The following is a 22,925-nucleotide window of genomic DNA, read 5'->3' as shown; positions in this document are numbered from 1 at the left end:
GCATCCGTGGCCGGCGGCCCAGTTTGGAGAAGGCCCGTGGTCACCGAGAAGGACATCCTCACCGCGCTCGCGCAGGTTTCGGGGCTCGACGGGCGCACGCCCGTGACCCAGTCGGGCGCCCTGTCGGGCCTCTCCATCCAGGGCTCCAAGGTCTACATTTCGCTCGCCGTCGACCCCGCAAAGGCGGGGCAGGCGGAGCCCATGCGCAAGGCGGTCGAGGCGGCCGTGAAGGCGCTCGCGGGCGTCGAGGCCGTGCTGGCCACGCTCACGGCCGAGCGCGCGCCGGGCGCCGCGCCCGCAGGCCGCCCCGGGCCCGCCGCTCCCGGGCCGCGCGCGTCCGCCGCGACCGCGCGGGCGGGCGTGCCGGGCGTGAAGCGCATCATCGCCGTGGCCTCGGGCAAGGGCGGGGTCGGCAAGTCGACGACGGCCGCCAACCTAGCGCTGGCCCTCGCCGCCCAGGGGCTCAAGGTGGGCGTGCTGGACGCCGACATCTACGGCCCCTCCATGCCCAAGCTGTTCAACCTGCACGACAGGCCGGAGATCCTCGAAGGCAAGGTCATGAAGCCGCTCGAGGCCTATGGGCTCAAGATCATGTCCATTGGCTTCCTGATTGAGGACGAAACCCCGGTGATCTGGCGCGGGCCGATGGTGATGTCCGCCCTGCAGCAGATGCTGCGCGAGGTGGCCTGGGGCGACCTCGACGTGCTCGTGGTCGACATGCCGCCCGGCACGGGCGACGCCCAGCTCACCATGGCGCAGGCCGTGCCGCTGGCCGGCGCGGTGATCGTGTCGACGCCGCAGGACCTGGCGCTGATCGACGCGCGGCGCGGGATCGCCATGTTCAAGCGCACCGACGTGCCGGTGCTGGGCGTGGTGGAGAACATGTCCACCTTCATCTGCCCCCACTGCGGCGGCCGCTCCGACATCTTCGGCCATGGCGGCGCGCGCCACGAGGCGGAAAGGCTGGGCGTGCCCTTCCTCGGGGAGGTGCCGCTGCACATGGAGATCCGCGAGCGGTCGGACGCGGGCCTGCCGGTGGTCGCCACGGCGCCGGACGGCCCGCACGCCGCCGCCTACAAGGCCATCGCCGCCCAGGTCTGGGCCGCGCTGGAAGGCGGGCGCGCCGGGGCCCGGCCGGCGCCGCGCATCGTGATCGAGTGAGGCGATCCGCCGTCGCGCCTCGACGCGCCTACGGCCAGGCAGGGGCGGCGTGCAGGGCCGCTCCGGCCAGGAACACGACAAGCAGGGCCTTGGACATCCAGTGACCCAGCCCGAACATGACGGGCTGCAGCGCCGCCCGCAGCAGCCAGAAGCCCGCGGCGGCGAAGAGCAGTCCCCGGCCGAGCTGGTCCGAGGCGACGGCGGCGGGCCCGAAGGCCAGGGCCGCGCCGACCCCCGCGAATACCAGGACGAGCATCAGGTTGAGCGTCTTGACCACGCCCCGGTTGACCGGGTCGAGCTTCGCCAGCCGGCTGCGCCAGCGCAGCGCAAGGGGGAGCGCCAGGTGGCAGGCCGCGAAGGCGAGGTCGTAGCCGCCGGCGATCGCGATCAGCTTGTGGGTTGAAGCCTCGATCATACCGATCGCCTCGAAATGCGCATGAAACTTACCATGTCACGCCGCAGCCCTTCCGCAAACGGCCGAAACGCCCGTTCTTTCGGCCGAATTTGCGCACTCGGTTCTTGCCAAGCCCAAGCGCGCAGCGCATAGCTGGCTCACGTTGTTGGTGGGTCGACCAGGCGCGCCGGGCATCGTTGCCCAGCGCTTCAGGATGGTCCACAGTCAGCGCCCTGAGCGCCGGGTTCGAGGCCCGGAGCCGACCAAAAAGCCTATGAACATTCGGCCCATACCCCTGGGCTATTCGGAGGGAACCTCGCAATGAAGCGTCGCCAGTTTATCCAGACCGCGGCCATCGGGGCCGCGGCCAGCGCCGTCGCGGCGCCCGCAATCGCGCAGTCTTCGCCGGAGGTGAAGTGGCGGTTGACCTCCAGCTTCCCGAAGTCCCTCGACACGATCTACGGCGGCGCCGAATACATGGCGAAGCAGGTGTCGGAGATGACCGACGGCAAGTTCCAGATCCAGGTCTTCGCCGCCGGCGAGATCGTGCCCGCCCTGCAGGCGCTCGACGCGACGCAGAACGGCACGGTCGAGGCCTGCCACACCGTGTCCTACTACTACGTGGGCAAGGATCCGACCTTCGCGATCGCCGCTTCGGTGCCCTTCGGCCTCAACGCCCGCCAGCAGAACTCCTGGCTGTTCCAGGGCGGCGGCAACGAGCTCTTCAACGAGTTTTACAAGAAGTACAGCGTCATCGGCGTTCCGTGCGGCAACACCGGAACCCAGATGGGCGGCTGGTTCCGCAAGGAGATCAAGACCTCCGCGGACCTGAACGGCCTCAAGATGCGCATCGGCGGCATCGCCGGCCAGGTGCTGCAGAAGCTCGGCACGGTGCCGCAGCAGATCGGCGGCGGCGACATCTATCCGGCGCTGGAGAAGGGCACCATTGACGCGGCCGAGTGGGTCGGCCCCTATGACGACGAGAAGCTCGGCTTCAACAAGGTCGCGCCCTACTACTACTATCCCGGCTGGTGGGAGGGTGGCCCGACGGTGCACGCCTTCTTCAACCAGGAGAAGTTCAACGCGCTGCCGAAGCACTATCAGTCGATCCTGACCAACGCGTGCGTGAACGCGAACACCTGGATGCAGGCTCGCTACGACATGCAGAACCCGGGCGCGCTGAAGCGCCTCGTCGGCGCGGGCGTTCAGCTGCGTCCGTTCCCGCAGGAGGTCATGGAGGCCTGCCTCAAGGCGTCCAACGAGCTCTACGCCGAGATCAGCGCCAAGAACGAGGACTTCAAGAAGGCGATCAACGCCATGGTGGCGTATCGCAACGAGGAGTACCTGTGGTTCCAGGTCGCCGAGTTCACCTTCGACAACTTCATGATCCGCGCTCGCGCCCGCGGCTGATGCCGCAGCGCTGACCAGACGCGAGGGCCCCGGGGTTGACCCGGGGCTCTTTTCGTTTCGGCGGTCCCGGCAATCCCGCGCTGCAGCAAAGGGGGTTCTACTGGGCCCGAAGCGCGCTATGACGTGCGGAGCCAATCCTCGAGCCCGGATCGCCCGCCCATGAAAGTCGCCCTGATCGGTTCCCGCTGGTTCGCCGCCCGCGTCCTCGACATCCTGCTGGAGCGGGGGGACGAGGTGTTCGTGCTGGGGACCAACGGCGAGGACCAGCTCGGGAAGCTCGCGGCGGAGAAGGGCGTCCCGCACAAGCTGCTCGACAACCCGCGGCGGGTCGAGGGCGACATGCTTCCGGACGGCTCCTATGACGCGATGATCGCGGCCCACTGCCATGCGTTCATAGGGCGCGACGCACGCGCCAAGGCGAGGAACGCCTTCGGCTATCACCCCTCGCTGCTGCCGCGGCACCGGGGCATCGCCGCCGTGGAATGGACCATCAAGGCCAAGGACCCGATCGGCGGCGGCTCCATCTATCATCTCGCCGACGGCTGGGACGACGGCCTCGTGGGCGAGCAGGAGTGGTGCTTCGTCTACCCGGACGATGACGCGGGGTCGCTGTGGAAGCGCGAGCTGGCGCCCATGGGCCTGCGCCTGATCCGCCGCGCGCTGGACACGATCGACGCGACCGGGACGCTGCCCGGCCGCAAGCAGGATCCCAAGGCGGTGACGCTGGCGCCGTCGAGCGGGCTCTAGCCGCTCATGCGTCGGAGCGCCTGGAGGCCGCGTCATCCCCGGCCGGAGCCGCAAGGCGGCGGAGCGGAAGGGGATCCAGGGGCCATCTGCTCGTAGGCGCCGAGATCGGCGCGCGCCGCCCTGGATCCCCTTCCCGGCCTGCTTCGCAGGCCGCCGGGGATGACGGCTGCGGAGGACACGCGGCTCACAAATGCAAAAGGCCGGGGGATTCCCCGGCCTTCTCATTTAAGCCCTGCCTCACGACGCGTGCGGGTCAGCTTCATGTCTCCGTCTTTGCGAGGAGCGAAGCGACGAGGCAATCCAGGAGGATCGGCGCTAAATCCCAGGATTGCTTCGCTGCGCTCGCAATGACGGCTGTTGCTTCCCGCATCGCCGCTACTGGATCTTCGGCGGGGCGTTGAAGTCGATCGCCGGGGCGTTGTCGTCGAAGCTTGGGGTGAGGTTCTGCAACTGCTCCAGGGCTTTCTTCTCGTCCACCACGGGGCCGCTGCTCTTGTAGTGCATCACCATGGCCGGGAAGAAGATGACGAGCGCCACCATGATCAGCTGGATCACCACGAAGGGCACGGCGCCCCAGTAGATCTGGCCGGTGGTGACCGGGGCCATCATCTTGCCGGTGACGCGGTCCTTGTAGGCCTCCCGCGGCGCGACCGAGCGCAGGTAGAACAGCGCGAAACCGAAGGGCGGGTGCATGAACGACGTTTGCATGTTCACGCCCAGCATCACGCCGTACCAGATCAGGTCGATGCCGAGCTTGTCGGCCACCGGGCCGATCAGCGGCACGACGATGAAGGCGAGCTCGAAGAAGTCGAGGAAGAACGCCAGCAGGAAGATCAGGATGTTGGTGAAGAGGAGGAAGCCGACCTGACCGCCGGGGAGGGAGGTGAGCAGGTGCTCCACCCAGACGTGGCCGCTCACGCCGAAGAAGGTGAGCGAGAACACGCGGGCGCCAACCAGGATGAACACCACGAAGGCGGACAGCTTGGCGGTGGACTCGGTGGCCTGGCGCACGAGATCCCATGTGAGGCGGCGCTTGGCGATGGCGAGCAGCATGGCGCCGGCTGCGCCCATGGCCCCGCCCTCGGTCGGCGTCGCGAGGCCGATGAAGATCGTGCCCAGCACCAGGAAGATGAGTCCCAGAGGCGGCACCATCACGAACACGGTCTGCTCGGCCATGCGCGACAGCAGGCCCAGGCGGAACAGCTTGTTCAGGACCGCGATGACGAAGGAGACCGCGACGCCCACGGTCATCGTGAGCACCACGAAGTCGGCGCCAGCCCCCACCTTGGTGAAGGTCTTGATCACGCCGTAGCCGATCAGGCCCGAGACGACGGTGAGGACCAAGACCGAGAGGCGGCGGACCTTTCCGTCCTCGTCCTGCAGGGTCTGCGCCTCCGGCGGCAGCGCGGGGGCTGCGCTCGGCTTCACTATGCTGACGAGGAAGACGTAGCCGGCGTAGAGCGCCGACAGGACGATGCCCGGGATGAAGGCGCCCTCGTACATGTCGCCGACCGAACGGCCGAGCTGGTCGGCCATCACGATCAGCACCAACGAAGGCGGGATGATCTGGGCCAGCGTGCCTGAAGCGGCGATGACGCCCGTGGCGAGGCGGCGGTCGTAGCCATAGCGTAGCATGATGGGCAGGGAGATCAGGCCCATCGAGATCACCGAGGCCGCGACGACGCCGGTGGTGGCCGCCAGCAGGGCGCCCACGAAGATGACCGCATAGGCGAGGCCGCCGCGCACCGGGCCGAAGAGCTGTCCGATGGTGTCGAGCAGATCCTCGGCCATGCCTGATCGTTCGAGGATCAGGCCCATATAGGTGAAGAATGGGATGGCCAGCAGCGTGTCGTTGTTCATCACCCCGTACACGCGCTCGGGGAGAGCCTGGAGGAAGTCGGGGCGGAACTGGCCGAGTTCGATGCCGAGCAGGGCGAAGAAGAGCCCGTTCGCGGCGAGCGCGAAGGCGACCGGATAGCCGAGCAGCAGAAGCACCACGAGGGCGCCGAACATGATCGGCGCCATGTTCTCGATGAGGAATGCGGTCATGCGGACGATCCCAGAGGGCGAGGCGCGGGCGTCCGCCGGCCGGTTCGGCCAGGCGGCGCCATCGGCGGATTAGTGGGTCTTTGTCTCGGGCGCGGGCTCAAGCCCCGCGGCGGCCAGCAGGCGGGCCGCCTCGGCTTCGGCCGACGCATGGTGCCCGCCGCCGGACGCCGTGTCCGCGAGGTCGCCCCGCATGATGGCGATGCGCTTGATGAGTTCGGAGAGCCCCTGGAAGAACAGCAGGAAGAACGCGATCGGCACCAGGAACTTGGCTGGCCACTGGGGCAGGCCGCCGGCGTTCTGCGACTGCTCGTTGATGCCGTAGCTCCGGAGGGCGAAGGGCACGGAGGTGATCAGCATCACGATGGTGAGCGGCAGCAGGAAGAAGACGTGGCCGAAAACGTCGATCCAATCGCGGCCGCGCTTGGGGAGCATGCTGTTCACGATGTCGATGCGGATGTGCTCGTTGCTGAGCAGCGTCCAAGGCGAGCACAGCAGGAACACGACGCCGAACAGCACCCATTGCAGCTCGAGCCAGGCGTTGGACGACACGTCGAACAACTTGCGGATGATGGCGTTGACCGTCGACACGATGACGGCGGCGAGGATGAGCCAGCTCATCCATTGGCCGATGCGCGTGTTGATCGAGTCGACAAGACGGCTGAAGCCGAGCAGACCGGACACCTGGACCCCCTCTGGAGACCGCCGATTGGCGCATTTTTCTTGTGTGCTCAAGCGGGGAGACGCAACTTCCCGGTCCTCCGCTTGGGGTCCGCTATAACATCATGGCTGGAGGGCCGCTAGCGCATGGCGGCGTCAGTCCGCCTGTTTTTCGCCGGTTTCGGGCTACCCTGCGGCAGCCCCGTCGGAGTGGTTGGGGCTTGTTCTTTCGCGGGCCCGAACCCGCTCCCGGTGGATCGCGTAAACCCCGCTTCCGACGACCAGCCCGGCCCCGAAAACGGTGAAGCCATCCGGCAATTCGTGGAAGAACAGGGCGCCGGACAACGTCGCCCACACGATGCTGCTGTAGCGGAACGGGGACACCACGGCGACGTCGACATCCCGGAAGGCCGTGATGATGCAGTAGTTGCCGATCGCCACGAGCACGCCTGCGCTGGCCAGGATGACGAGTTGGGACGGCCCGAGGCTGACCCAGGTTTCGAAGGGACGCATCGCGGCGCCGCTCAGGCAGACCGCGGCCGCGGCGGCGACCAGGATGCCAACCGTCTGCACGTCCCGCGCGATGTAGCGGGTGACGAGATCGCGCGCCGCGACGCACGCCGCGGAGAGCAGGGCGACCACGCTGTACAGATCGAAGCCGGCGCCCCCGGGTCGGACGACCAGCAGCACGCCCACAAATCCAACCATGACCGAAGCCCAGCGGCGCCAACCCATGGTTTCGAGGCCCAGGGCCGAACAGGCCACGGCGATGAGGATGGGCGCGGACTGGCCGATCGCGACGATGTCGGCGAGCGGCATATGGCCGAGCGCGATCACGTAGCTCGCCGCCACGGCGGCCTCGAAAGCCGCGCGCGCGGCGGCCCGGCCGGAAAGGGCCCCACGAAGGCTCGGGCCCTGGCGCAGGACGAACAGGAGGCCCAAACAGCACAAGGTCGCCACGACGCCACGAACGAACAACGCCTGCCCGGCTGGCGCGAACGCGCGCGCAGCCTTCATCAGCGAGTCGTTGGTGGTGAAGACCGCCATGGCGGCGAGCAGTGCGAACACGCCGCGGCGGTTCTGGGCGAAGCTGTGCATGGTCCGGGAGCGCGAGTCGGGGGCTTCGACCTTAGCGCAGTGCGTAGCGGTGGGGCGCCCACTTCCGCCCCTCAGGCTGCCGACCTGCTTTATGAGATTTCGCAATTTGGAATAGAGAAATCGATTAGTTGCACGTTAATGTATGCTGAATAAGGTGGCGTGCCTTGAAGGGTTACGGCCGTCCATGTCATTCCTGAATGATCTCCGATCCCGTCAGAAAGCGTTCGCCATCGACGAGGCCACGGGCGCGATCATCCGGGAAATGCAACCGATCGTCAGGCGCGACGGGGCCGCGGTCTTGAAGGCCTATTACGCGACCTGGCGCGACCTGCCGGGTTTCGACGGGTTCGCTGAAAAGAACGCGCAGGACTACGTCAGCTTTCAATCCCGCTACTACGCCGAAATGTTCAACGGCGCCATGGACGCGGCCTATGTGGAGCGTCTGCGGGAGACGATCGGGCGGGAGATGCGCGACGGGTATGGCCCGCGCATCCGGCTGGCGAGCGCCACGGCGCTGAGCGCGCACCTGTTCGACGAGATCGGCCGCCTTCACCCGTTCTCGGGCCGCAAGGTGGCGCGCAAATGCGCCGCGCTGATGCGCTACGTGGCCGTGGATTCGCTCAACGCGATGGCGATCGAGCAGGCCGAACTGCAGCGTGGCCTTGAGGAACGCCGGGCTCGCGTCGACCAGGCGCTTGCGGCGTTTACGGCCACGTCGGCCAGCGTCTCCACGGCCATGATCGCCACCGCGGAGGCCGTGGACACGACGGCGGCGGAGACCCTGGCGGCCTCCGAGCACGCCCGCAAGGAGGTCGACCGCGCCGACCAGGCGTCTGTCGAGAGCGCGAACCGGGTCAATGCGACGGCGAATGCGACCGAGACGCTGTCGCGCTCCATCGGGGCGATCGGCGGGCAGGCGCAGAGGAGCCTGGCGATCTCCCGGCAAGCGTCGACGGACGTGGCCGAGATGGCGCGCACGATGAACGAGCTCGCGCAGGCCGTCGAGCGCGTGGGTTCCGTCGTGGGGCTCATCTCCGAGATCGCCGCCCAAACGAACCTGCTGGCCCTCAACGCCACGATCGAGGCCGCGCGGGCCGGGGAAGCGGGGAGGGGGTTCGCGGTGGTCGCCTCCGAGGTGAAGTCGCTCGCGGCGCAGACCAGCCGGGCGACGGACGACATCGCCGGACAGATCCATGCGATCCAGGCCGCGACCCAGGCCTCGGTGAGCCAGATCGCCACCATCGTGGACTCGATCGACCAGGTCTCCGGGATCGCATCCGTGATCGCCGACGCGGTCGGCGAGCAGAGCTCCGCCACCAACGCCATCGCGAGCGGCGCCCAGGACGCGGCGCGGATGGCCGGCACCGTGGGCCAGGCCGCTCAGAGCGTGCGCGTCGCCATGGACATCCTGGAGGAGTCCGGGGAAGCCATGCGGCAGCGGTCCCAGCTGCTCGCCCAGCAGTCGAACGCGTTCGGCTCGGAACTCGACCTGCTGATTTCCCGTTTGCGGTCGGCTTGACGCCGCGTGCGGCCGAACCTCTTCTGAGGTCTGACGCCGGCCCTTCAGGAGATCGTGTCTTGTCCCCGTTTCCCCAGAGACTGGCGGGCCGCTTCGCGCTCGTGACCGGCGCCTCGCGCGGCATCGGCAGGGCGGTGGCGCTGCGCTTCGCCCAGGAAGGCGCCGCCGTCGCGGTCAATCACCGCAATGACCCGGAGGACGCCGAGGAGGTGCTTGGCGCCCTTCGGGCGGCGTCGCGGGAGGCCGGGCGCGACGCCCGGCACCGGATCGTGCAGGCGGACGTGGCCGACGAGCGCGACGTCGAGCGCATGATTTCGGAGTTGGTGGAAGCCTGGGGCCGGCTGGACATCCTCGTCAACAACGCGGGCGTCCAGGGCGAGACGCCGGGCGACAGCATGAGCGGCGAGGACCTCGCCCGCATCATCGCCGTGAACCTGCAGGGGCCGGCCGTCGCGTGCCGGGTCGCCATCCGGCATTTCCTGTCCCGCCCGGGCGGCGGCGTGATCCTCAACACCAGCAGCGTGCACGAGACCATCCCGAAGCCCGGCTACGCGGCCTACGCCATGTCCAAGGCCGGCCTCGGGCACCTCACCCGCACCCTGGCGCTCGAGTTCGCCGACAAGGGCGTGCGCGTGAACGCCATCGGCCCCGGCGCGACCGTAACCGCCATGAACGACGCCTGGCGGCATGATCCGTCCAAGCGCGAGGCGGTGGAATCGCACATCCCCATGCGGTTCGCGGCGGAGCCGGAGGACATGGCGCCGGCCTACGCCTTTCTGGCGTCCGACGAGGCGCGCTATATCACCGGCCAGACCCTCTACATCGACGGGGGTCTGACGCTTTATCCCGACTTCAAGGAGAACTGGTCCTCCTGAGGCGACCGGCGGCTAGCCGCCGGTGACGCTCATGTGGCGGCCCACGGCCGGGCGGCTCGTGTCGCGGTCGATGATGAAGTCGTGGCCCTTGGGCTTGCGGGCGATCGCGGCCGCGATGGCGGCGTCCAGGGGCTCGTCACTTTCGGAGGCGCGCAGCGGCGCGCGCAGGTCGGCGGCGTCCTCCTGGCCCAGGCACATGTAGAGCGTGCCCGTGCAGGTGACGCGCACGCGGTTGCAGCTCTCGCAGAAGTTGTGCGTCAGCGGCGTGATGAAGCCGATGCGGCCGCCTGTTTCCTTGGCCCGCACGTAGCGGGCCGGGCCCCCGGTCCGGTAGGGAATGTCCTCCAGGGCGTAGGTCTGCGCCAGGCGCGCCTTCAGGTCGCGCAGCGGCCAGTACTGGTCGAAGCGGGCGGGCTCGATGTCGCCCAGCGGCATGACCTCGATGAAGGTCATGTCCATGCCGCCGGCGTGGGCCCAATCGACCATGCGCTCGACTTCGTCCTCGTTCACGCCCTTGAGCGCCACGGCGTTGATCTTGACCTGCATGCCCGCCGCCCGGGCGGCGTCGACGCCCTTCAGCACGGTCGCGAGGTCGCCCCGCCGGGTGATGGCCTTGAACTTGTCGGCGTCGAGCGTGTCGATGGAGACGTTCACCCGGCGCACGCCGCAGTCCGCCAGCTCCGCCGCGTATTTCGCCAGCTGGGAGCCGTTGGTGGTGAGCGTCAGCTCCTCCAGGGCGCCCGACGCGAGGTGTCGCGACAGGTTGCGGAAAAGCGTCATGATATCCCGGCGCACCAGGGGCTCGCCGCCGGTGATGCGCAGCTTGCGGACGCCGCGGCGCACGAAGGCGGAGCAGAGGCGGTCCAGCTCCTCCAGCGTCAGCAGGTCCTTGCGCGGCAGGAAGGTCATGTCCTCCGCCATGCAGTAGACGCACCGGAAGTCGCAGCGATCGGTCACCGACACCCGCAGGTAGGTGATGGACCGGCCGAACGGATCGACCAGCGGGCGGGACTGCGAAGAGAGCTGAATCGGGTCGTTCATGGGGCCAAAATCATGAGGAGCCGCGTGGCGAGGCTGCATTCTGACGGATATATGTGCGCTGGCAAGGCGGCGCCAAACATCGCGGCCCGCGCGACTTGCGACCGATGCGCGCCCCGAGACCCGAAGGCAAGCCCATGTCGACCGTTTGGCCCACCGAAATCACCCTGGCGAAGGACAAGCGCGCGTTGCGCGTCGCCTTCGACGACGGATCCTCCTTCGAACTCCCGGCCGAGTACCTGCGCGTCGAAAGCCCAAGCGCCGAGGTGCAGGGGCATTCGCCGGCAGAGCGCAAGACCGTGCCCGGCAAGCGGGAGGTGCAGATCATCGGGGTCGAGCCGGTGGGCAACTACGCCGTGCGCCTCCAGTTCGACGACATGCACCAGACCGGCATCTATAGCTGGCCCTACCTGCGCAGCCTCGGCGAGGAGCGCGAGGCGCGCTGGGCCGCCTACCTGGCCGAGCTGGAGGCGAAGGGCCTCAGCCGGGATCCCGTGCGCCGCCGCTGAGCGGCGGGCGAGCCATGCGCACGAAAAAGGCCGGGCAAGCCCGGCCTTCTTGGGGATCGCGCTGGGCGTCGCTCAGTGCAGGACGACGACCTTGGCGCCGACCTTCACGCGGTCGTAGAGGTCGATCACGTCGTCGTTCACCATGCGGATGCAGCCCGAGGATACGGCCTGCCCGATCGTCTCCGGCTCGTTTGAGCCATGGATGCGATACAGCGAGTTGCCGAGATACATGGCGCGGGCGCCGAGCGGGTTCTCCGGGCCGCCGGGCATGTAGCGCGGCAGGTCGGGACGGCGCTTGATCATCTCCGCCGGCGGGCGCCAATCCGGCCACTCGCGCTTCATGGTGACGGTCTTGGTGCCCGACCACTCGAAGCCGGGGCGGCCGACGCCGATTCCGTAGCGGATCGCCTTGCCGTCGCCGAGCACGTAGTACATGCGGCGCTCGGTCGTGGACACGATGATCGTGCCCGGCGAATAGCGGCCGTCATAGTTGACGATCTCGCGCGGCACGGCCGTCGCCTGGGGCTTCATCCCTTCGGGATAGGCCTCGACGAGGGGCTGCCGCGTGAGCGGATCGATCTGGTAAGCCTGGGCGGCGCCGGACAGGAGCATGCCTGTCGCGACGCCCGCGAGCACAAGAGCCAAACGGCGCATGGGTGTTGCCTCGAATCTGGACATCAATCGACAAAGTGCGGCGGCGCCGCGAGCCTTGAGCGTTACGCCAACCTTTTTAAGAAATTCAACAACCTGGGATAGAGTTTCACTGAGCGGGGTCACTATGCACGGAATCGTGATTGACCCGCCACAGTGCGGCCTTCGGCAGGCGCCATCGCGGCGTGCGCGAAGCGGCTCCAACCTCTTCCGAGAAGACCGTCCCGTGGCGCTTGACTCAACCGCCGCGGCTGCCTAGAAGCCTCCCCACGTTCGCAGCGCCGCTTCGCGCCGCTCACCGAACGGGCGCGTAGCTCAGCGGGAGAGCACTCCCTTCACACGGGAGGGGTCACAGGTTCAATCCCTGTCGCGCCCACCATTCTCAGTTCCTGAAAGCCCTTGCTCTTCTGTGCACCGGCACTGAACATGTCGGAGCACGGCGCTGCCCCGCCGGCAAGCCTGCGCCACGCACGCGTGTAGGCTTTACCTCCACATTCCCCTCATCTGCCCGCCGAGGTTGACCCGCGGGAGCGTGCGGGAGGCGGTTGCGGCTGGGGAGGCGTCCGCGGCGGGCCAGGCGATGCGCTCGAAGTGGCCCAGCAGGTCGCCCGGGATGAAGCGCGTGCGCGAGGCGTAGACGTGGCGGTCGCCGCGCGAGGCCTGGCCGTGGGTGAAGAATCGCTGGGGCGTGATCACGTGGAGGTCGTCTCGGGCCCGGGTCATGGCGACGTAGAGGAGGCGGCGCTCCTCCTCGACCTCGGCGGATGAGCCCGTCCCGAGGTCCGATGGGATGCAGCCGTCCACGGCGTTGAGCAGGAAGACGGACTTCCATTCCTGCCCCTTGGCCGAATGGATCGTCGAGAGGATCAGGTAGTCCTCGTCCTTCAACGGCGGGCCGGCCTGGTCGCTCGTGGCGTCGGGCGGATCCAGGGTGAGGTCCGTGAGGAATCGTTCGCGCGACGGATAGCCGCCGGCGATCTGCTCCAGTTGGACGAGGTCGGCCTGGCGCGCGGCGGCGTCCTCGTGGACCCGCTCCAGGTGCGGCTCGTACCAGGTGCGGGCGCGCTCCATTTCGGCCGGCCAGCCGGCGCGGCCGGTCCGCAGATCCGCCACCACGCCGAGGAAGCCCGGCCAGTCCGCGCCCGAGCGGGGCGGGGGAGGGGCGCCCTGTAGGGCCGCCAAGGGGTCGGCGGCCTGCTCGACAGCGTCGAGGACGCGTTGCGCGGAGGTCGGGCCCACTCCCGGCAGCAGCTGCATCAGGCGGAAGCCCGCGACGCGGTCGCGCGGGTTCTCGACGAACCGCAGCAGGGCCAGCAGGTCCTTCACATGCGCCGCGTCCAGGAACTTGAGCCCGCCGAATTTCACGAAGGGGATGTTGCGGCGGGTGAGCTCGAGCTCCAGCGGGCCGCTGTGGTGCGAGGTGCGGAACAGGACGGCCTGCTGCTTCAGGGCCGCGCCTTCCTCGCGCTTCTCGAGCACCTGCTCGACGACGTAGCGCGCCTGGTCGGCCTCGTCGCGCACGGCGACGAGCCGGGGCCGGACGCCCGAGGCGCGCTCGGTCCACAGGTTCTTGGTGAAGCGCTCCTTGGCGAGGCCGATCACGCCGTTGGCGGCGGCCAGGATCGGCTGGGTCGAGCGATAGTTGCGCTCCAGGGTGATGACCTGGGCGGCGGGGCTGAACTGGCTCGGGAAGTCCAGGATGTTGCGCACGGTGGCGGCGCGGAAGGAATAGATCGACTGGGCGTCGTCGCCGACGACCGTGAGGCCGCGCCCTTCCGGCTTCAGGGCGCGCAGGATGGTGGACTGCAGCCTGTTGGTGTCCTGGTACTCGTCCACCAGCACATGGTCGAAGCGCTCGCCCATGTCGGCCGCGATCTCCGGATGCGCGACGGCGCCGGCCCAGTAGAGCAGCAGGTCGTCGTAATCGAGCACGTTCTGGCGCTGCTTGGCCTCCACATAGGCGCCGAAGAGGCGCTTCAGCTCATCGACCCACGAACTGCACCACGGGTAGGCGTGGCCGATGGCCTCCTCGACCGAGCATTCCGCGTTCACGCAGCGCGAGTAGATGGCGAGGCAGGCGCCCTTGGTGGGGAAGCGCGTCTCCGTCTTCGAGAAGCCGAGTTCGTGCCGGACCAGGTTCATCAGGTCGGCCGAGTCCTCCCGGTCGTGGATCGTGAAGGCCGGGTCGAGGCCGAGCTGCTCGGCGTATTCGCGCAGGAGCCGGGCCCCGATGCCGTGGAAGGTGCCGGCCCAGCTCAGGGCGTCCGCCAGGGCCCCTGCGCCCTCGCCCAGCACGCGGCGGGCGATCCGCTCCACGCGGCGCGACAGCTCGGAGGCCGCGCGGCGGGAGAACGTCATCAGCAGGATGCGGCGCGGGTCGGCGCCCTCGACGATGAGGTGGGCGACCCGATGCGCGAGGGTGTTGGTCTTGCCGGAGCCGGCGCCGGCGATGACGAGCAGCGGCGCCCCGGGCGCTCCGCCTTCGGCGCCGTGCTCGACAGCGGCGCGCTGCTCGGGGTTCAGCGCCTCGAGGTAGCCGGGTGGCGCGGTTGTCGAATCAAGAAGAGCCATTTGGGCGAGTGGAGCACGTTTCCCGGTTTGTTCCTACCCGCCGTCCGGCTTCATCCAAAGCCTGCCTGGCCGCGCACGAAAAAGCCCGAATCGGCCCGGACAAGCCGGCGCGCCTTTGACCACCGCCGAAAGACCGCCATGAAGAACGCCGTCCTCGTGCTCGCCGTTGGCTGCGCCTTGCTTTCCGCCGGCGGGGGCGCATCCGCCCGGGCGCGCAATGTGCGCAGCCAGCTCCTCAAGATGGCGCCCGAGACCCGCCTGGAGCAGGAATGCAACGAGCGGGCGACGGACGTGCTGCGCCAGCAGCACAGGCTGAACGGCGCTGACGAGGTCGTGGCCTACGCCTTCGGCCAGGTCTCGGTCGAGGGAAGTCGCGTGAAGGCGCCCGGCGCTGCGGTCCGGGACCACGGGGCGTGGTATCGCCTGTCCTACCAGTGCAAGGCGGCGCCGGACGGCCTCGCCGTCGAGGCGTTCACGTACGAGCTGGGCGAGGCCATTCCGCGCTCGGAATGGGACGCACATTTCCTGACGCCCTGAGGCCGAAACCCCGGCCTGTTTGTTCCAGCGCATTGGCCGGTCGCCAGAGGGCGTGCTAGCGAAGGCACGCTGCGCAGTGCAGCCGGGGACCAGCGGTGAACGCCATCGGCAGAAGGCTCGCAATCAGCGGACAGGGGCGCCGGCTCCTGGGCACGCTGCTGCTGGCCTACGCCCTGGCGCTGCAATCCATGCTGGTCGCCTGGGCCGGCGGCCAGGTCGATCCCGCCGCCCAGCATCCGGTGTTTTGCCTCGGGCTGGACGATGGGGCAGGAGGCGCGCCTGCGCCGCTCGGCGGCGGGCATGACCACTGCTTCACGGGCCCCTGCCACATGGGGTGGAGCCCGCTCGCGCTCCCCGCCGCCGCTGGCGGGGGGCTCGTCGCGCCGTTGCTCGCCGCAGCCGAGGCGACGGGCTTGCCCGCCGTCGACGTCACGATCGCGTTTCCTCCTGCGGCGCCAGGCGCCCCGCGGGCGCCGCCGGTTTCGGTCCGTTTCGCCTGACCAGCCAACGACTTCGAAATCATCCGGCCTCTTGCGCCCTGGAGCACGCATTCCATGATCACTCTTCGCAGCCTCGCCGCGGCCGCCGTCGCCGGCGGCCTCCTCATCGCGCCCGCTTTCGCCCATGGCTACAAGGCTGGATCCCTGGTGATCGGCCATCCCTGGGCCCGGGCCACGCCCGCAGGAGCGCCCGTCGCCGGCGGCTTCCTCACCGTCGAGAACACCGGGACGGAGCCGGACAAGCTCGTGTCCGTGTCCAGCGAGATCGCCGGGCGGAGCGAGGTCCACGAGATGTCCACCAAGGACGGCATGATGACCATGCGTCCCGTGGCGGGCGGCGTGGAGATCCCGGCGGGCCAGAAGGTCGAGCTCAAGCCCGGCGGCTACCACATCATGTTCATGCAGCTGAAAGGCGGCCTGAAGGAGGGCGAGAGCGTCAAGGGCGTGCTCACCTTCGAGAAGGCGGGCGCCGTGCCGGTCGAGTTCAAGGTGCAGTCCGTCGGGGCCAAGACCGGGGGCGCGATGCCCCACATGACGCACTGACCCAGGGTTGGCCTGGCCTCCGCGGGCCGGCGGAGGTCAGGCGACCGCGGCGGCCAGGTCGGGGTCGAGGGCCCGGACCACGTCGTAGAGTTCGTCGAAGCGGTCGATGATCACGTCGGGCGCCAGCGCCGTGACCGGCGTATCCGTGTACCCGAAGGTTACGGCCACCACCGGCAGGCCCGCCGCCCTGGCGGTGTCGATGTCGGTGCGCGAGTCGCCCACCATGATGGCGCGGGCAGGGTCGCCGCCGGCCTTCTCGATCGTGCCGGTCAGGTGTCGCGGGTCCGGCTTGGCGTAGGCGAAGGTGTCGCGGCCGCAGATCGCGGCGAAGCGGTCGGCGACGCCCAGCGCCTCCAGCAGCGCCACCGAATGGGTCTCGACCTTGTTGGTGCAGACGGCGAGGCGGTGGCCGGCGGCCTCCAGCAGGTCCAGGGCCTCCACCACGCCGGGGAAGAGGCGGGTCTTCACGGCCAGGTGCTGGGCGTAGTGATCCAAGAAATCGACGAAAAGCTGGTCCAGCTTGTCCTGGCTCAGGCTCCGGCCCCCCAGCGCGAAGCCCCGCTGGATCATGGCCCGGGCGCCGGCGCCGACGACATCGCGCGCGCGCTCGACCGGCACGGGCGCGACATTCTCGCGCGCCATCAGGACGTTCATGGTCTCGATCAGGTCCGCGGCCGTGTCGGCCAGGGTGCCGTCGAGGTCGAAGACCACGGTCGCGCGGTCGTTGAGAGGTTGCCTCGCCATGGCGTTTGTGTGGCGGATCGGGGGGCGGGCGTCAACTTGGCCGGATAAGTGCCGGTCACCATTCGTTAACCACGCCGAACCACAGTCGCGGCCAAGGCTCGGATCGGGCGCGGCGGATCGAATCGGTCCCGGCGGCGCGGCGCGACGGCCTCTTGGAGATTGGGCGACGATGAAGCGGAACACCTCATTCCTGGCGCTCCTGGCGCTCGCGGCCGGCGCCGCGCCGGCCTTCGCCGGCCAGTTCGAGTTCCTGGCGGCGCCGCAGACCGACCTCAACCGCATCTACCGCATCGACCGGGTCACCGGCGAGGTCGGCGCCTGCCAGTACGGCCAGAAGGAAGGCACGTTCGGGGTGACGTTGTGCTTCCCCGCCGGCGACGGCGCGGGCAAGCAGGAGCCGTCCGAGTACGGGCTCGTCGCGTCCAGGCACGAGCGCGAGGGCGGCGTGTTCCGCGTGGACACGCGCACGGGCGCGATGAGCGTGTGCTACGTGTACGACGAGCGCGTGGTGTGCACGCCCCCGGAGAAGGGCGCGGTCGCGGACGCAGGCGCGGGCGCGCGCGCGAGCGACACCACGGGCGCCGTGCGCAAGCCCTGACGCGCGGGCGGCCGCGACCGCGGCCTTCATGTCGCTGCTTTTCTGGCGCACAGGCGCCGTGCTAGGGGAACTGCCGCCGCCATTCGGCGGCTCTTCCCTGGGCGCGGCATACCGCCGTCGCCCAAACGCGGAACACGGCATGGTCGCGCACGACGCGGCGGCTCCCGGGACGGGCGCCGCCTTCTCCTTCCGGGCGGAGGTTCGCCCGTGAGCCTGGACGCCCTCAAGCGTGAAGCCGCGGCCCGCGCGGTAGCCCTGGTCCAGCCCGGCATGCGGCTGGGACTCGGCACCGGCTCGACCGCCAAGCACTTCGTCGACCTGCTGGCCGAACGCGTGCGCGACGGGTTGTCCGTGGTGGGCGTGCCCACCTCCGAGGCCACGCGCGCGCAGGCCGAGTCGCTGGGCGTCCCGCTCACGACGCTCGAGGAGACGCCCGAACTCGACCTGACGGTCGACGGCGCGGATGAAGTGGACGAGCGGCTCCGGCTCATCAAGGGCGGCGGCGGCGCTCATCTGCGCGAGAAGATCGTGGCAACCGCCTCGCGCCGGATGATCGTCATCGCCGACGAGACCAAGCGCGTCGCCACGCTGGGGCGCTTCCCGCTGCCGCTGGAGGTCGTCACCTTCGGCCTGGGCGCGACGCGCCTGGCGATCGAGAACGCGGTCGCGGCCTCGGGCTGCTCCGGCGCCCTCACCATGCGCAAGCGCCCCGATGGCGCGTCCTACCTGACGGACAGCGGCAACCTGATCCTGGACGCCGCCCTGGGCCGCATCCCGGATCCCGAGGACCTCGCCTGCCGCCTCAACGCCATTCCGGGACTCGTCGAACACGGCCTTTTCATCGATCTCGCTGACGCCGCCATCCTGGCGACCGCCTCGGGGATCCAGGTCATCGGCGACCTCGGCTGATCCCATCGCTGAAGCACATCCCGTCGCCCCGCCGCGGCGCCCAGACAGGAGACGCACCCTTGTCCATCATCACCGCTTACCGTACCCGCGCCACCTTGGCCGCCGCCGCCCTGGCGCTGACGCTCTCCGCAGCGCCGGTGCTCGCCCAGCAGCCCGCCGCGTCCCACCTCGCCGCGGCGCGCGATGTCGTGCTCGCCTCGGGCATGTCTCGCTCCTTCGACGCGATGGTGCCGCAGTTCACCGAGCAGATGAAATCGAGCCTGCTGACCACGCGTCCGGAGATCGCCAAGGACCTCAACGAGGTCCTTGCCAAGCTCAAGCCCGAGTTCGAGGCGCAGCGCGAGGACATCGTCAACGCGGCCGCCAAGGTCTTCGCCGCGCGGATGAGCGAGGTCGAACTCAAGGACGTCGCAGCCTTCTACAAGTCCGCTTCGGGCCAGAAGTACGTGGCGGCGCAGCCGCAGGTCATGGACGAGCTGTTCAGCCAGATGCAGGCGTGGAGCCAGCGCCTGTCGGAGTTCATGATCACCCGGGTCCGGGCCGAGATGAAGCAGCGCGGGGTCCAGCTCTGACCAGAGGCGGACGGGGCCAGGGCGCCCGGTCCGCTGGCGCCGGATAGCAGGTGGAGGACGGGATGTCGGGCTACGACGTGGATCTCTTCGTCATCGGCGCGGGATCCGGAGGCGTCCGGGCCGCCCGCATCGCGGCCGGCCACGGCGCCAAGGTCATGGTGGCCGAGGAGCATCGGATCGGCGGCACCTGCGTGATCCGCGGCTGCGTGCCCAAGAAGCTCTATGTCTACGCCAGCCGGTTCGCCGCCGAGTTCGAGGAGGCCGCCGGCTTCGGCTGGACCGCGCCTGAGCCCTCGTTCGACTTCGCGGCCCTGAAAGCGGCCAAGGACAAGGAGATCCTCCGGCTCGAGAACGCCTACCGGGCCAATCTCGAGCGCTCCGGGGCGCAGGCGGTCGCGAGCCGGGCCGTGATCGAGGACGCGCACACGGTGCGGCTCCTGGCCGATGGTCGGCGGATCACGGCGGAGCGGATCCTGATCGCGGTCGGCGCCCACCCATTCGTGCCCGACGCCATGAAGGGCTGCGGCCTCGTCGAGACCTCGAACGACATCTTCGAGTGGGAAAGCCTCCCCAAGTCGGTGGTGATCGCGGGCGGGGGCTATATCGCGGTCGAGTTCGCCTGCCTGCTCGGACGCCTGGGCAGCGAGGTCACCCTGGTGCTCCGCGCCGACAAGGTGCTGCGCGGGTTCGACGAGGATCTCCGGGATGCGCTCATGGCGCAGCTGCCGTTCTGCGGCGTCAAGGTGATCACCCGGACGGAGATCGCCAGCATCGACGGGCGGTTAGGGAACATCGCGGTCAACCTCACCAACGACACGTCAGTGGCCTGCGAGCGCGTCGTCTACGCCACCGGCCGCATTCCGAACACCGCCGGACTTGGCCTGCTGGAAGCGGGCGTGGACCTCGACGCCGGTGGCGCCGTGCGGGTGGACCGCCTCTCGCAAACCTCGGTTCCGTCCATCTACGCCGTGGGGGACGTGACCAACCGGGTGAACCTGACGCCGGTGGCCATCCGCGAGGGACACGCCTTCGCGGACACGGTCTATGCGGGGCGGCCCACGGAGGTCGACCACGGCCTTGTGCCTTCGGCCGTGTTCACCACGCCCGAGATCGGCACGGTGGGGTTGACGGAAGCCCAGGCGCGAGCCCGTTGCCCGGTCACCATCTTCAAGACCTCGTTCCGGCCCATGAAGGCGACCCTCTCGGGCGCGCAGGAGCGGACCCTCATGAAGATCGTCGTGGAGAAGGAAACCGACCGCGTGCTCGGCGTCCACATCATGGGGGAGGGAGCCGGCGAGATGATCCAGTGCCTGGGGATCGCCGTGCGCATGGGCGCCACCAAGCGCGATTTCGACATGACCATGGCCGTTCATCCCACGGCGGCCGAGGAACTCGTGACGATGCGGACGCCGGTTTCCGATTAGACGTCATAGAGGCGCGTACAACCAAAGATCTCAAAACACACGTTTTGCGCGAAATTCTCCGATCAAATTAACTGAAAAGCGAGCGGAGCTCTGTAGTTTCAACGCCAGATTGTGGCGTCAGGAGCTACAGCGTGCGCACGCCCCACCATTTCCGCCGCGATGCCGACGGCGCTGTCGCGGTTGTTTTTGCGGTCCTGTTTGTTCCGCTCGTCATCGCGATCGGCGCGGCGGTGGACTACTCCCGGGCCAGTTCCTCGCGCGCAGCGTTGCAGTCGATCACCGACTCGACCGCACTGGCCGTGGCGAACCCCAAATACACGGCCGATCAGGTGCAGCACACCGCCGAGCAGATCATCAACTCGGAAGTGCAGGACCGATACGCCTTCCTCGGTAATCTCAACATTAAGGCCACCCTGTCCGCCGACGGCAAGTCTGTCACCGTGCAGACGAGCACGACCGTGAAGAACGAATTTATGTCGCGGTTCGGGAACGACGTGACCGGCATTTCGGCCGTGGCCCAGGCGTTTCGGGCTGTGACGGGAAGCGTCGAACTGGCGCTGGTGCTGGACACCACGGGGTCGATGAACGAGCCCGGCAAGAACAAGCTGACGACCCTGAAGTCGGCCGCCAACTCCATGATCGACACGCTGACCAAGGACACCAAGGCGGACGTGAAGATCGGCGTGGTGCCCTTCGCGCAATACGTCAACGTGGGGATGTCAAACCGCAACCAGCCCTGGATCAGCGGGGCCACCGACTACAGCAAGAACAGCTGCACGCCTGGCTCCTGCAAAACCGTCACTCCGGTGGTTCGATACTACAACTGCGTGAAGAACTCGCATATCGCCTACAACGACGGTATCCCGTACACATGGTACTCGAATGACTGTCAGGTCGAGTATGGCACGCCGTATGAGCAGTGCACACAAACCACTTGCGCCGACTACTGGTACAAGTGGAACGGCTGCGTCAAATCCCGGCCCCATCCTCTGAACCTCTCGGACGACAAGCCGTCGACGCCGTACGCGGCGATCATGACGCAGACGAACGGCACGCCGGGGGCATGCGCCAGCCCGATCCAGCCGCTCACGACCAACTACGGGCTCCTCAAGTCAAGCATCAGCGCGTTGACCGCGCAGGGCGAAACCTATCTTCCAGCAGGTCTCGTCTGGGGACTGAACGTTCTGTCGCCGGACCAACCTTTCAGCGAGGGGGCCGCCTACGATCCCAACGGGAAGATGCCGCGGAAGGTCATGGTGTTCATGACTGACGGCGTGAACACCAAGTCCTTGAACGCCAGCTCCCTCATGCACGACGGCACGAACCGCTCCCAGGCCGACGACTATACGAAGAAGTTGTGCGCCAACATCAAGGCCAAGGGCATCGAGATCTACAGCATCGCCCTGATGGTGGACGACGCCGACGCCAAGACCATGCTGCAGAACTGCGCCTCCGGGGGCGATCACTACTTCGACGCGACGAATTCCTCCATGCTCACCAGCGTGTTCTCGCAGATCGCGACGTCGTTGCAGACGACCTATCTGGGGCGGTGATCCGGAGCTTTTCACCCGCACGGAACTGCCCCAGGCCATGAGCCATGACGAAAGCCCCGCCGAGCCATTCGCAGACGGGGCTTTCTCTTTTATGAGTGCGACATCGCTGCCCCGGGCGAGCGAAAAACGCCGAACCTCATGGCGAATACGGCGTGACCGACGTTACTGTGGGCGCGCCGTTCAGTGGCTGGTAGATATTGACCAGGACCTTGGTTGCCGCAGCTCCAGGGACAATCGGAGTAGAGCTGCAGAGGAACTGGTAGTTCCTGCCTGCGACCACCTGCTCCCGGACCGAGAGGGGATCCAGGCGAACGCCTAACAGGTTCCTGGTGGCCTGATCGAAAACCTGACGCGCCGAGCTGTCGACGGGCTTGAAATCAGTCCACCCGCCTGGCAGCGGGCTCTTGCCGGGATCCAGAGGCGTTGTGGATGGCTTGCCGCCATGCGAGCAGTGCGGGGAGAAGGCTCTGCTCCAGTCGGAGGGGCGGCAGTGCCTGGAGGTCTCGCTCCGGTAACCGAGGCCGTGGGCGTGGTTGGCAAGCGGCTGGGCTTCAGGCCTCACCAACCGCGGCCGCATTCCGCCGGTGGCTGACGGGTGCGCCGAAGCCCCGTCGCTCGACATTCGGCGGCCGAGATGGTTGTGAGCGCTCTTGAGGGCCTGACCCCAGGCGTTCAAACCGCCGCCGCAGTCTGCACCCGGCGTCGAAACTCCACCAGGGCTGATACAGTGAAACATACGCGTCGCCCTTTTCATAGGTTAACGCGGTGATAATCCGCTGATCCTGTGTTCCAGATAATCCGTGGGGATTGCTGACCGATCTAGGTAGTGGCGGCCTAAGCCTGGGCCGCCACGAGGCTCGTCCGGC

Annotated in this window: 22 protein-coding genes and 1 tRNA gene; 15 read left to right on the top strand and 8 right to left on the bottom strand. The window is 68.4% G+C overall.

What is annotated here, in order from left to right; translation table 11 throughout:
- The first annotated feature begins 36 nt into the window (after window positions 1-36).
- Window positions 37-1,161: an iron-sulfur cluster carrier protein ApbC gene (gene apbC, locus SLNSH_RS07180; RefSeq protein ID WP_106335996.1), complete on the top strand. Its 1,125-nt coding sequence runs from the start codon at window positions 37-39 to the stop codon at window positions 1,159-1,161.
- 28 nt (window positions 1,162-1,189) lie between these two features.
- On the opposite strand, the gene SLNSH_RS07175 is transcribed toward apbC, so the two are convergent.
- Complete coding sequence (locus tag SLNSH_RS07175; RefSeq protein ID WP_106335995.1) at window positions 1,190-1,576, bottom strand: hypothetical protein; 387 nt, start codon at window positions 1,574-1,576, stop codon at window positions 1,190-1,192.
- A 300-nt stretch (window positions 1,577-1,876) separates the two neighbouring features.
- Here SLNSH_RS07175 and SLNSH_RS07170 point away from each other — a divergent pair, with 300 nt between their 5' ends.
- Window positions 1,877-2,965, top strand: coding sequence for a TRAP transporter substrate-binding protein (locus SLNSH_RS07170; protein WP_106335994.1), 1,089 nt, complete (start codon window positions 1,877-1,879; stop codon window positions 2,963-2,965).
- 159 nt (window positions 2,966-3,124) lie between these two features.
- Window positions 3,125-3,712 carry a formyltransferase family protein gene (locus SLNSH_RS07165; RefSeq protein ID WP_106335993.1) on the top strand — a complete coding sequence of 196 codons (588 nt, stop codon included), beginning with the start codon at window positions 3,125-3,127 and terminating at the stop codon, window positions 3,710-3,712.
- Window positions 3,713-4,087: 375 nt separating this feature from the next.
- Here SLNSH_RS07165 and SLNSH_RS07160 read toward each other — a convergent pair whose 3' ends face one another.
- The 3 genes from SLNSH_RS07160 to SLNSH_RS07150 form a co-directional block, all read right to left on the bottom strand.
- Window positions 4,088-5,761, bottom strand: coding sequence for a TRAP transporter large permease (locus SLNSH_RS07160; RefSeq protein ID WP_106335992.1), 1,674 nt, complete (start codon window positions 5,759-5,761; stop codon window positions 4,088-4,090).
- A gap of 69 nt (window positions 5,762-5,830) precedes the next feature.
- Entirely contained in the window at window positions 5,831-6,442 is a 612-nt protein-coding gene (locus SLNSH_RS07155) for a TRAP transporter small permease subunit (protein ID WP_245422118.1), read from the bottom strand.
- Window positions 6,443-6,604: 162 nt separating this feature from the next.
- A complete protein-coding gene (locus tag SLNSH_RS07150) occupies window positions 6,605-7,516 on the bottom strand; it encodes a DMT family transporter (RefSeq protein ID WP_106335991.1) in 912 nt (303 codons plus the stop codon).
- Between the two features lie 184 nt (window positions 7,517-7,700).
- Here SLNSH_RS07150 and SLNSH_RS07145 point away from each other — a divergent pair, with 184 nt between their 5' ends.
- Together SLNSH_RS07145 and SLNSH_RS07140 are read left to right on the top strand one after the other, a co-directional pair.
- Window positions 7,701-9,035 (top strand): methyl-accepting chemotaxis protein, encoded by a 1,335-nt coding sequence (locus SLNSH_RS07145; protein WP_158266707.1) that lies wholly within the window; start codon window positions 7,701-7,703, stop codon window positions 9,033-9,035.
- Between the two features lie 59 nt (window positions 9,036-9,094).
- Window positions 9,095-9,910, top strand: a complete 816-nt coding sequence (locus SLNSH_RS07140; protein WP_106335989.1) for a glucose 1-dehydrogenase — start codon at window positions 9,095-9,097, stop codon at window positions 9,908-9,910.
- Window positions 9,911-9,922: 12 nt separating this feature from the next.
- On the opposite strand, the gene moaA is transcribed toward SLNSH_RS07140, so the two are convergent.
- The gene (gene moaA / locus SLNSH_RS07135; protein ID WP_106335988.1) at window positions 9,923-10,951 is read right to left on the bottom strand and encodes a GTP 3',8-cyclase MoaA; all 1,029 of its coding nucleotides are present in this window, start codon (window positions 10,949-10,951) and stop codon (window positions 9,923-9,925) included.
- Between the two features lie 134 nt (window positions 10,952-11,085).
- Here moaA and SLNSH_RS07130 point away from each other — a divergent pair, with 134 nt between their 5' ends.
- Window positions 11,086-11,457: a gamma-butyrobetaine hydroxylase family protein gene (locus SLNSH_RS07130; RefSeq protein ID WP_106335987.1), complete on the top strand. Its 372-nt coding sequence runs from the start codon at window positions 11,086-11,088 to the stop codon at window positions 11,455-11,457.
- A 72-nt stretch (window positions 11,458-11,529) separates the two neighbouring features.
- Here SLNSH_RS07130 and SLNSH_RS07125 read toward each other — a convergent pair whose 3' ends face one another.
- Window positions 11,530-12,111, bottom strand: coding sequence for a L,D-transpeptidase (locus SLNSH_RS07125; protein WP_106335986.1), 582 nt, complete (start codon window positions 12,109-12,111; stop codon window positions 11,530-11,532).
- 301 nt (window positions 12,112-12,412) lie between these two features.
- Here SLNSH_RS07125 and SLNSH_RS07120 point away from each other — a divergent pair.
- A tRNA-Val gene (locus SLNSH_RS07120) sits at window positions 12,413-12,487 on the top strand.
- A gap of 104 nt (window positions 12,488-12,591) precedes the next feature.
- Here the strand turns inward: SLNSH_RS07120 and SLNSH_RS07115 are convergent.
- Window positions 12,592-14,679: an ATP-dependent helicase gene (locus SLNSH_RS07115; RefSeq protein WP_106335985.1), complete on the bottom strand. Its 2,088-nt coding sequence runs from the start codon at window positions 14,677-14,679 to the stop codon at window positions 12,592-12,594.
- A gap of 138 nt (window positions 14,680-14,817) precedes the next feature.
- Here SLNSH_RS07115 and SLNSH_RS07110 point away from each other — a divergent pair, with 138 nt between their 5' ends.
- The 3 genes from SLNSH_RS07110 (at window position 14,818) to SLNSH_RS07100 (ending at window position 16,259) form a co-directional block, all read left to right on the top strand.
- Window positions 14,818-15,216 (top strand): DUF930 domain-containing protein, encoded by a 399-nt coding sequence (locus SLNSH_RS07110; protein ID WP_106335984.1) that lies wholly within the window; start codon window positions 14,818-14,820, stop codon window positions 15,214-15,216.
- A 95-nt stretch (window positions 15,217-15,311) separates the two neighbouring features.
- Window positions 15,312-15,716, top strand: coding sequence for a hypothetical protein (locus SLNSH_RS07105; RefSeq protein ID WP_106335983.1), 405 nt, complete (start codon window positions 15,312-15,314; stop codon window positions 15,714-15,716).
- 54 nt (window positions 15,717-15,770) lie between these two features.
- Window positions 15,771-16,259 (top strand): copper chaperone PCu(A)C, encoded by a 489-nt coding sequence (locus SLNSH_RS07100; RefSeq protein WP_106335982.1) that lies wholly within the window; start codon window positions 15,771-15,773, stop codon window positions 16,257-16,259.
- 36 nt (window positions 16,260-16,295) lie between these two features.
- Here SLNSH_RS07100 and gph read toward each other — a convergent pair whose 3' ends face one another.
- Window positions 16,296-17,003 carry a phosphoglycolate phosphatase gene (gene gph, locus SLNSH_RS07095; protein ID WP_106335981.1) on the bottom strand — a complete coding sequence of 236 codons (708 nt, stop codon included), beginning with the start codon at window positions 17,001-17,003 and terminating at the stop codon, window positions 16,296-16,298.
- 169 nt (window positions 17,004-17,172) lie between these two features.
- Between gph and SLNSH_RS07090 the strand changes: the two genes are divergently transcribed.
- The 5 genes from SLNSH_RS07090 (at window position 17,173) to SLNSH_RS07070 (ending at window position 22,059) form a co-directional block, all read left to right on the top strand.
- Window positions 17,173-17,601, top strand: a complete 429-nt coding sequence (locus SLNSH_RS07090) for a hypothetical protein (protein ID WP_245422116.1) — start codon at window positions 17,173-17,175, stop codon at window positions 17,599-17,601.
- A 207-nt stretch (window positions 17,602-17,808) separates the two neighbouring features.
- Window positions 17,809-18,510, top strand: coding sequence for a ribose-5-phosphate isomerase RpiA (rpiA, locus tag SLNSH_RS07085; RefSeq protein ID WP_106335980.1), 702 nt, complete (start codon window positions 17,809-17,811; stop codon window positions 18,508-18,510).
- A 59-nt stretch (window positions 18,511-18,569) separates the two neighbouring features.
- Entirely contained in the window at window positions 18,570-19,082 is a 513-nt protein-coding gene (locus SLNSH_RS07080) for a DUF2059 domain-containing protein (RefSeq protein ID WP_106335979.1), read from the top strand.
- 62 nt (window positions 19,083-19,144) lie between these two features.
- Window positions 19,145-20,506, top strand: coding sequence for a glutathione-disulfide reductase (gene gorA / locus SLNSH_RS07075; protein WP_106335978.1), 1,362 nt, complete (start codon window positions 19,145-19,147; stop codon window positions 20,504-20,506).
- A gap of 131 nt (window positions 20,507-20,637) precedes the next feature.
- Entirely contained in the window at window positions 20,638-22,059 is a 1,422-nt protein-coding gene (locus tag SLNSH_RS07070) for a pilus assembly protein (RefSeq protein ID WP_106335977.1), read from the top strand.
- Window positions 22,060-22,925 lie beyond the last annotated feature (866 nt).

Origin of the sequence: Alsobacter soli (genome assembly GCF_003004785.1) — a bacterium.
In the GTDB taxonomy this organism is placed as follows: domain Bacteria; phylum Pseudomonadota; class Alphaproteobacteria; order Rhizobiales; family Beijerinckiaceae; genus Alsobacter; species Alsobacter soli.
This window is presented reverse-complemented; position numbering and strand designations above follow the sequence as displayed.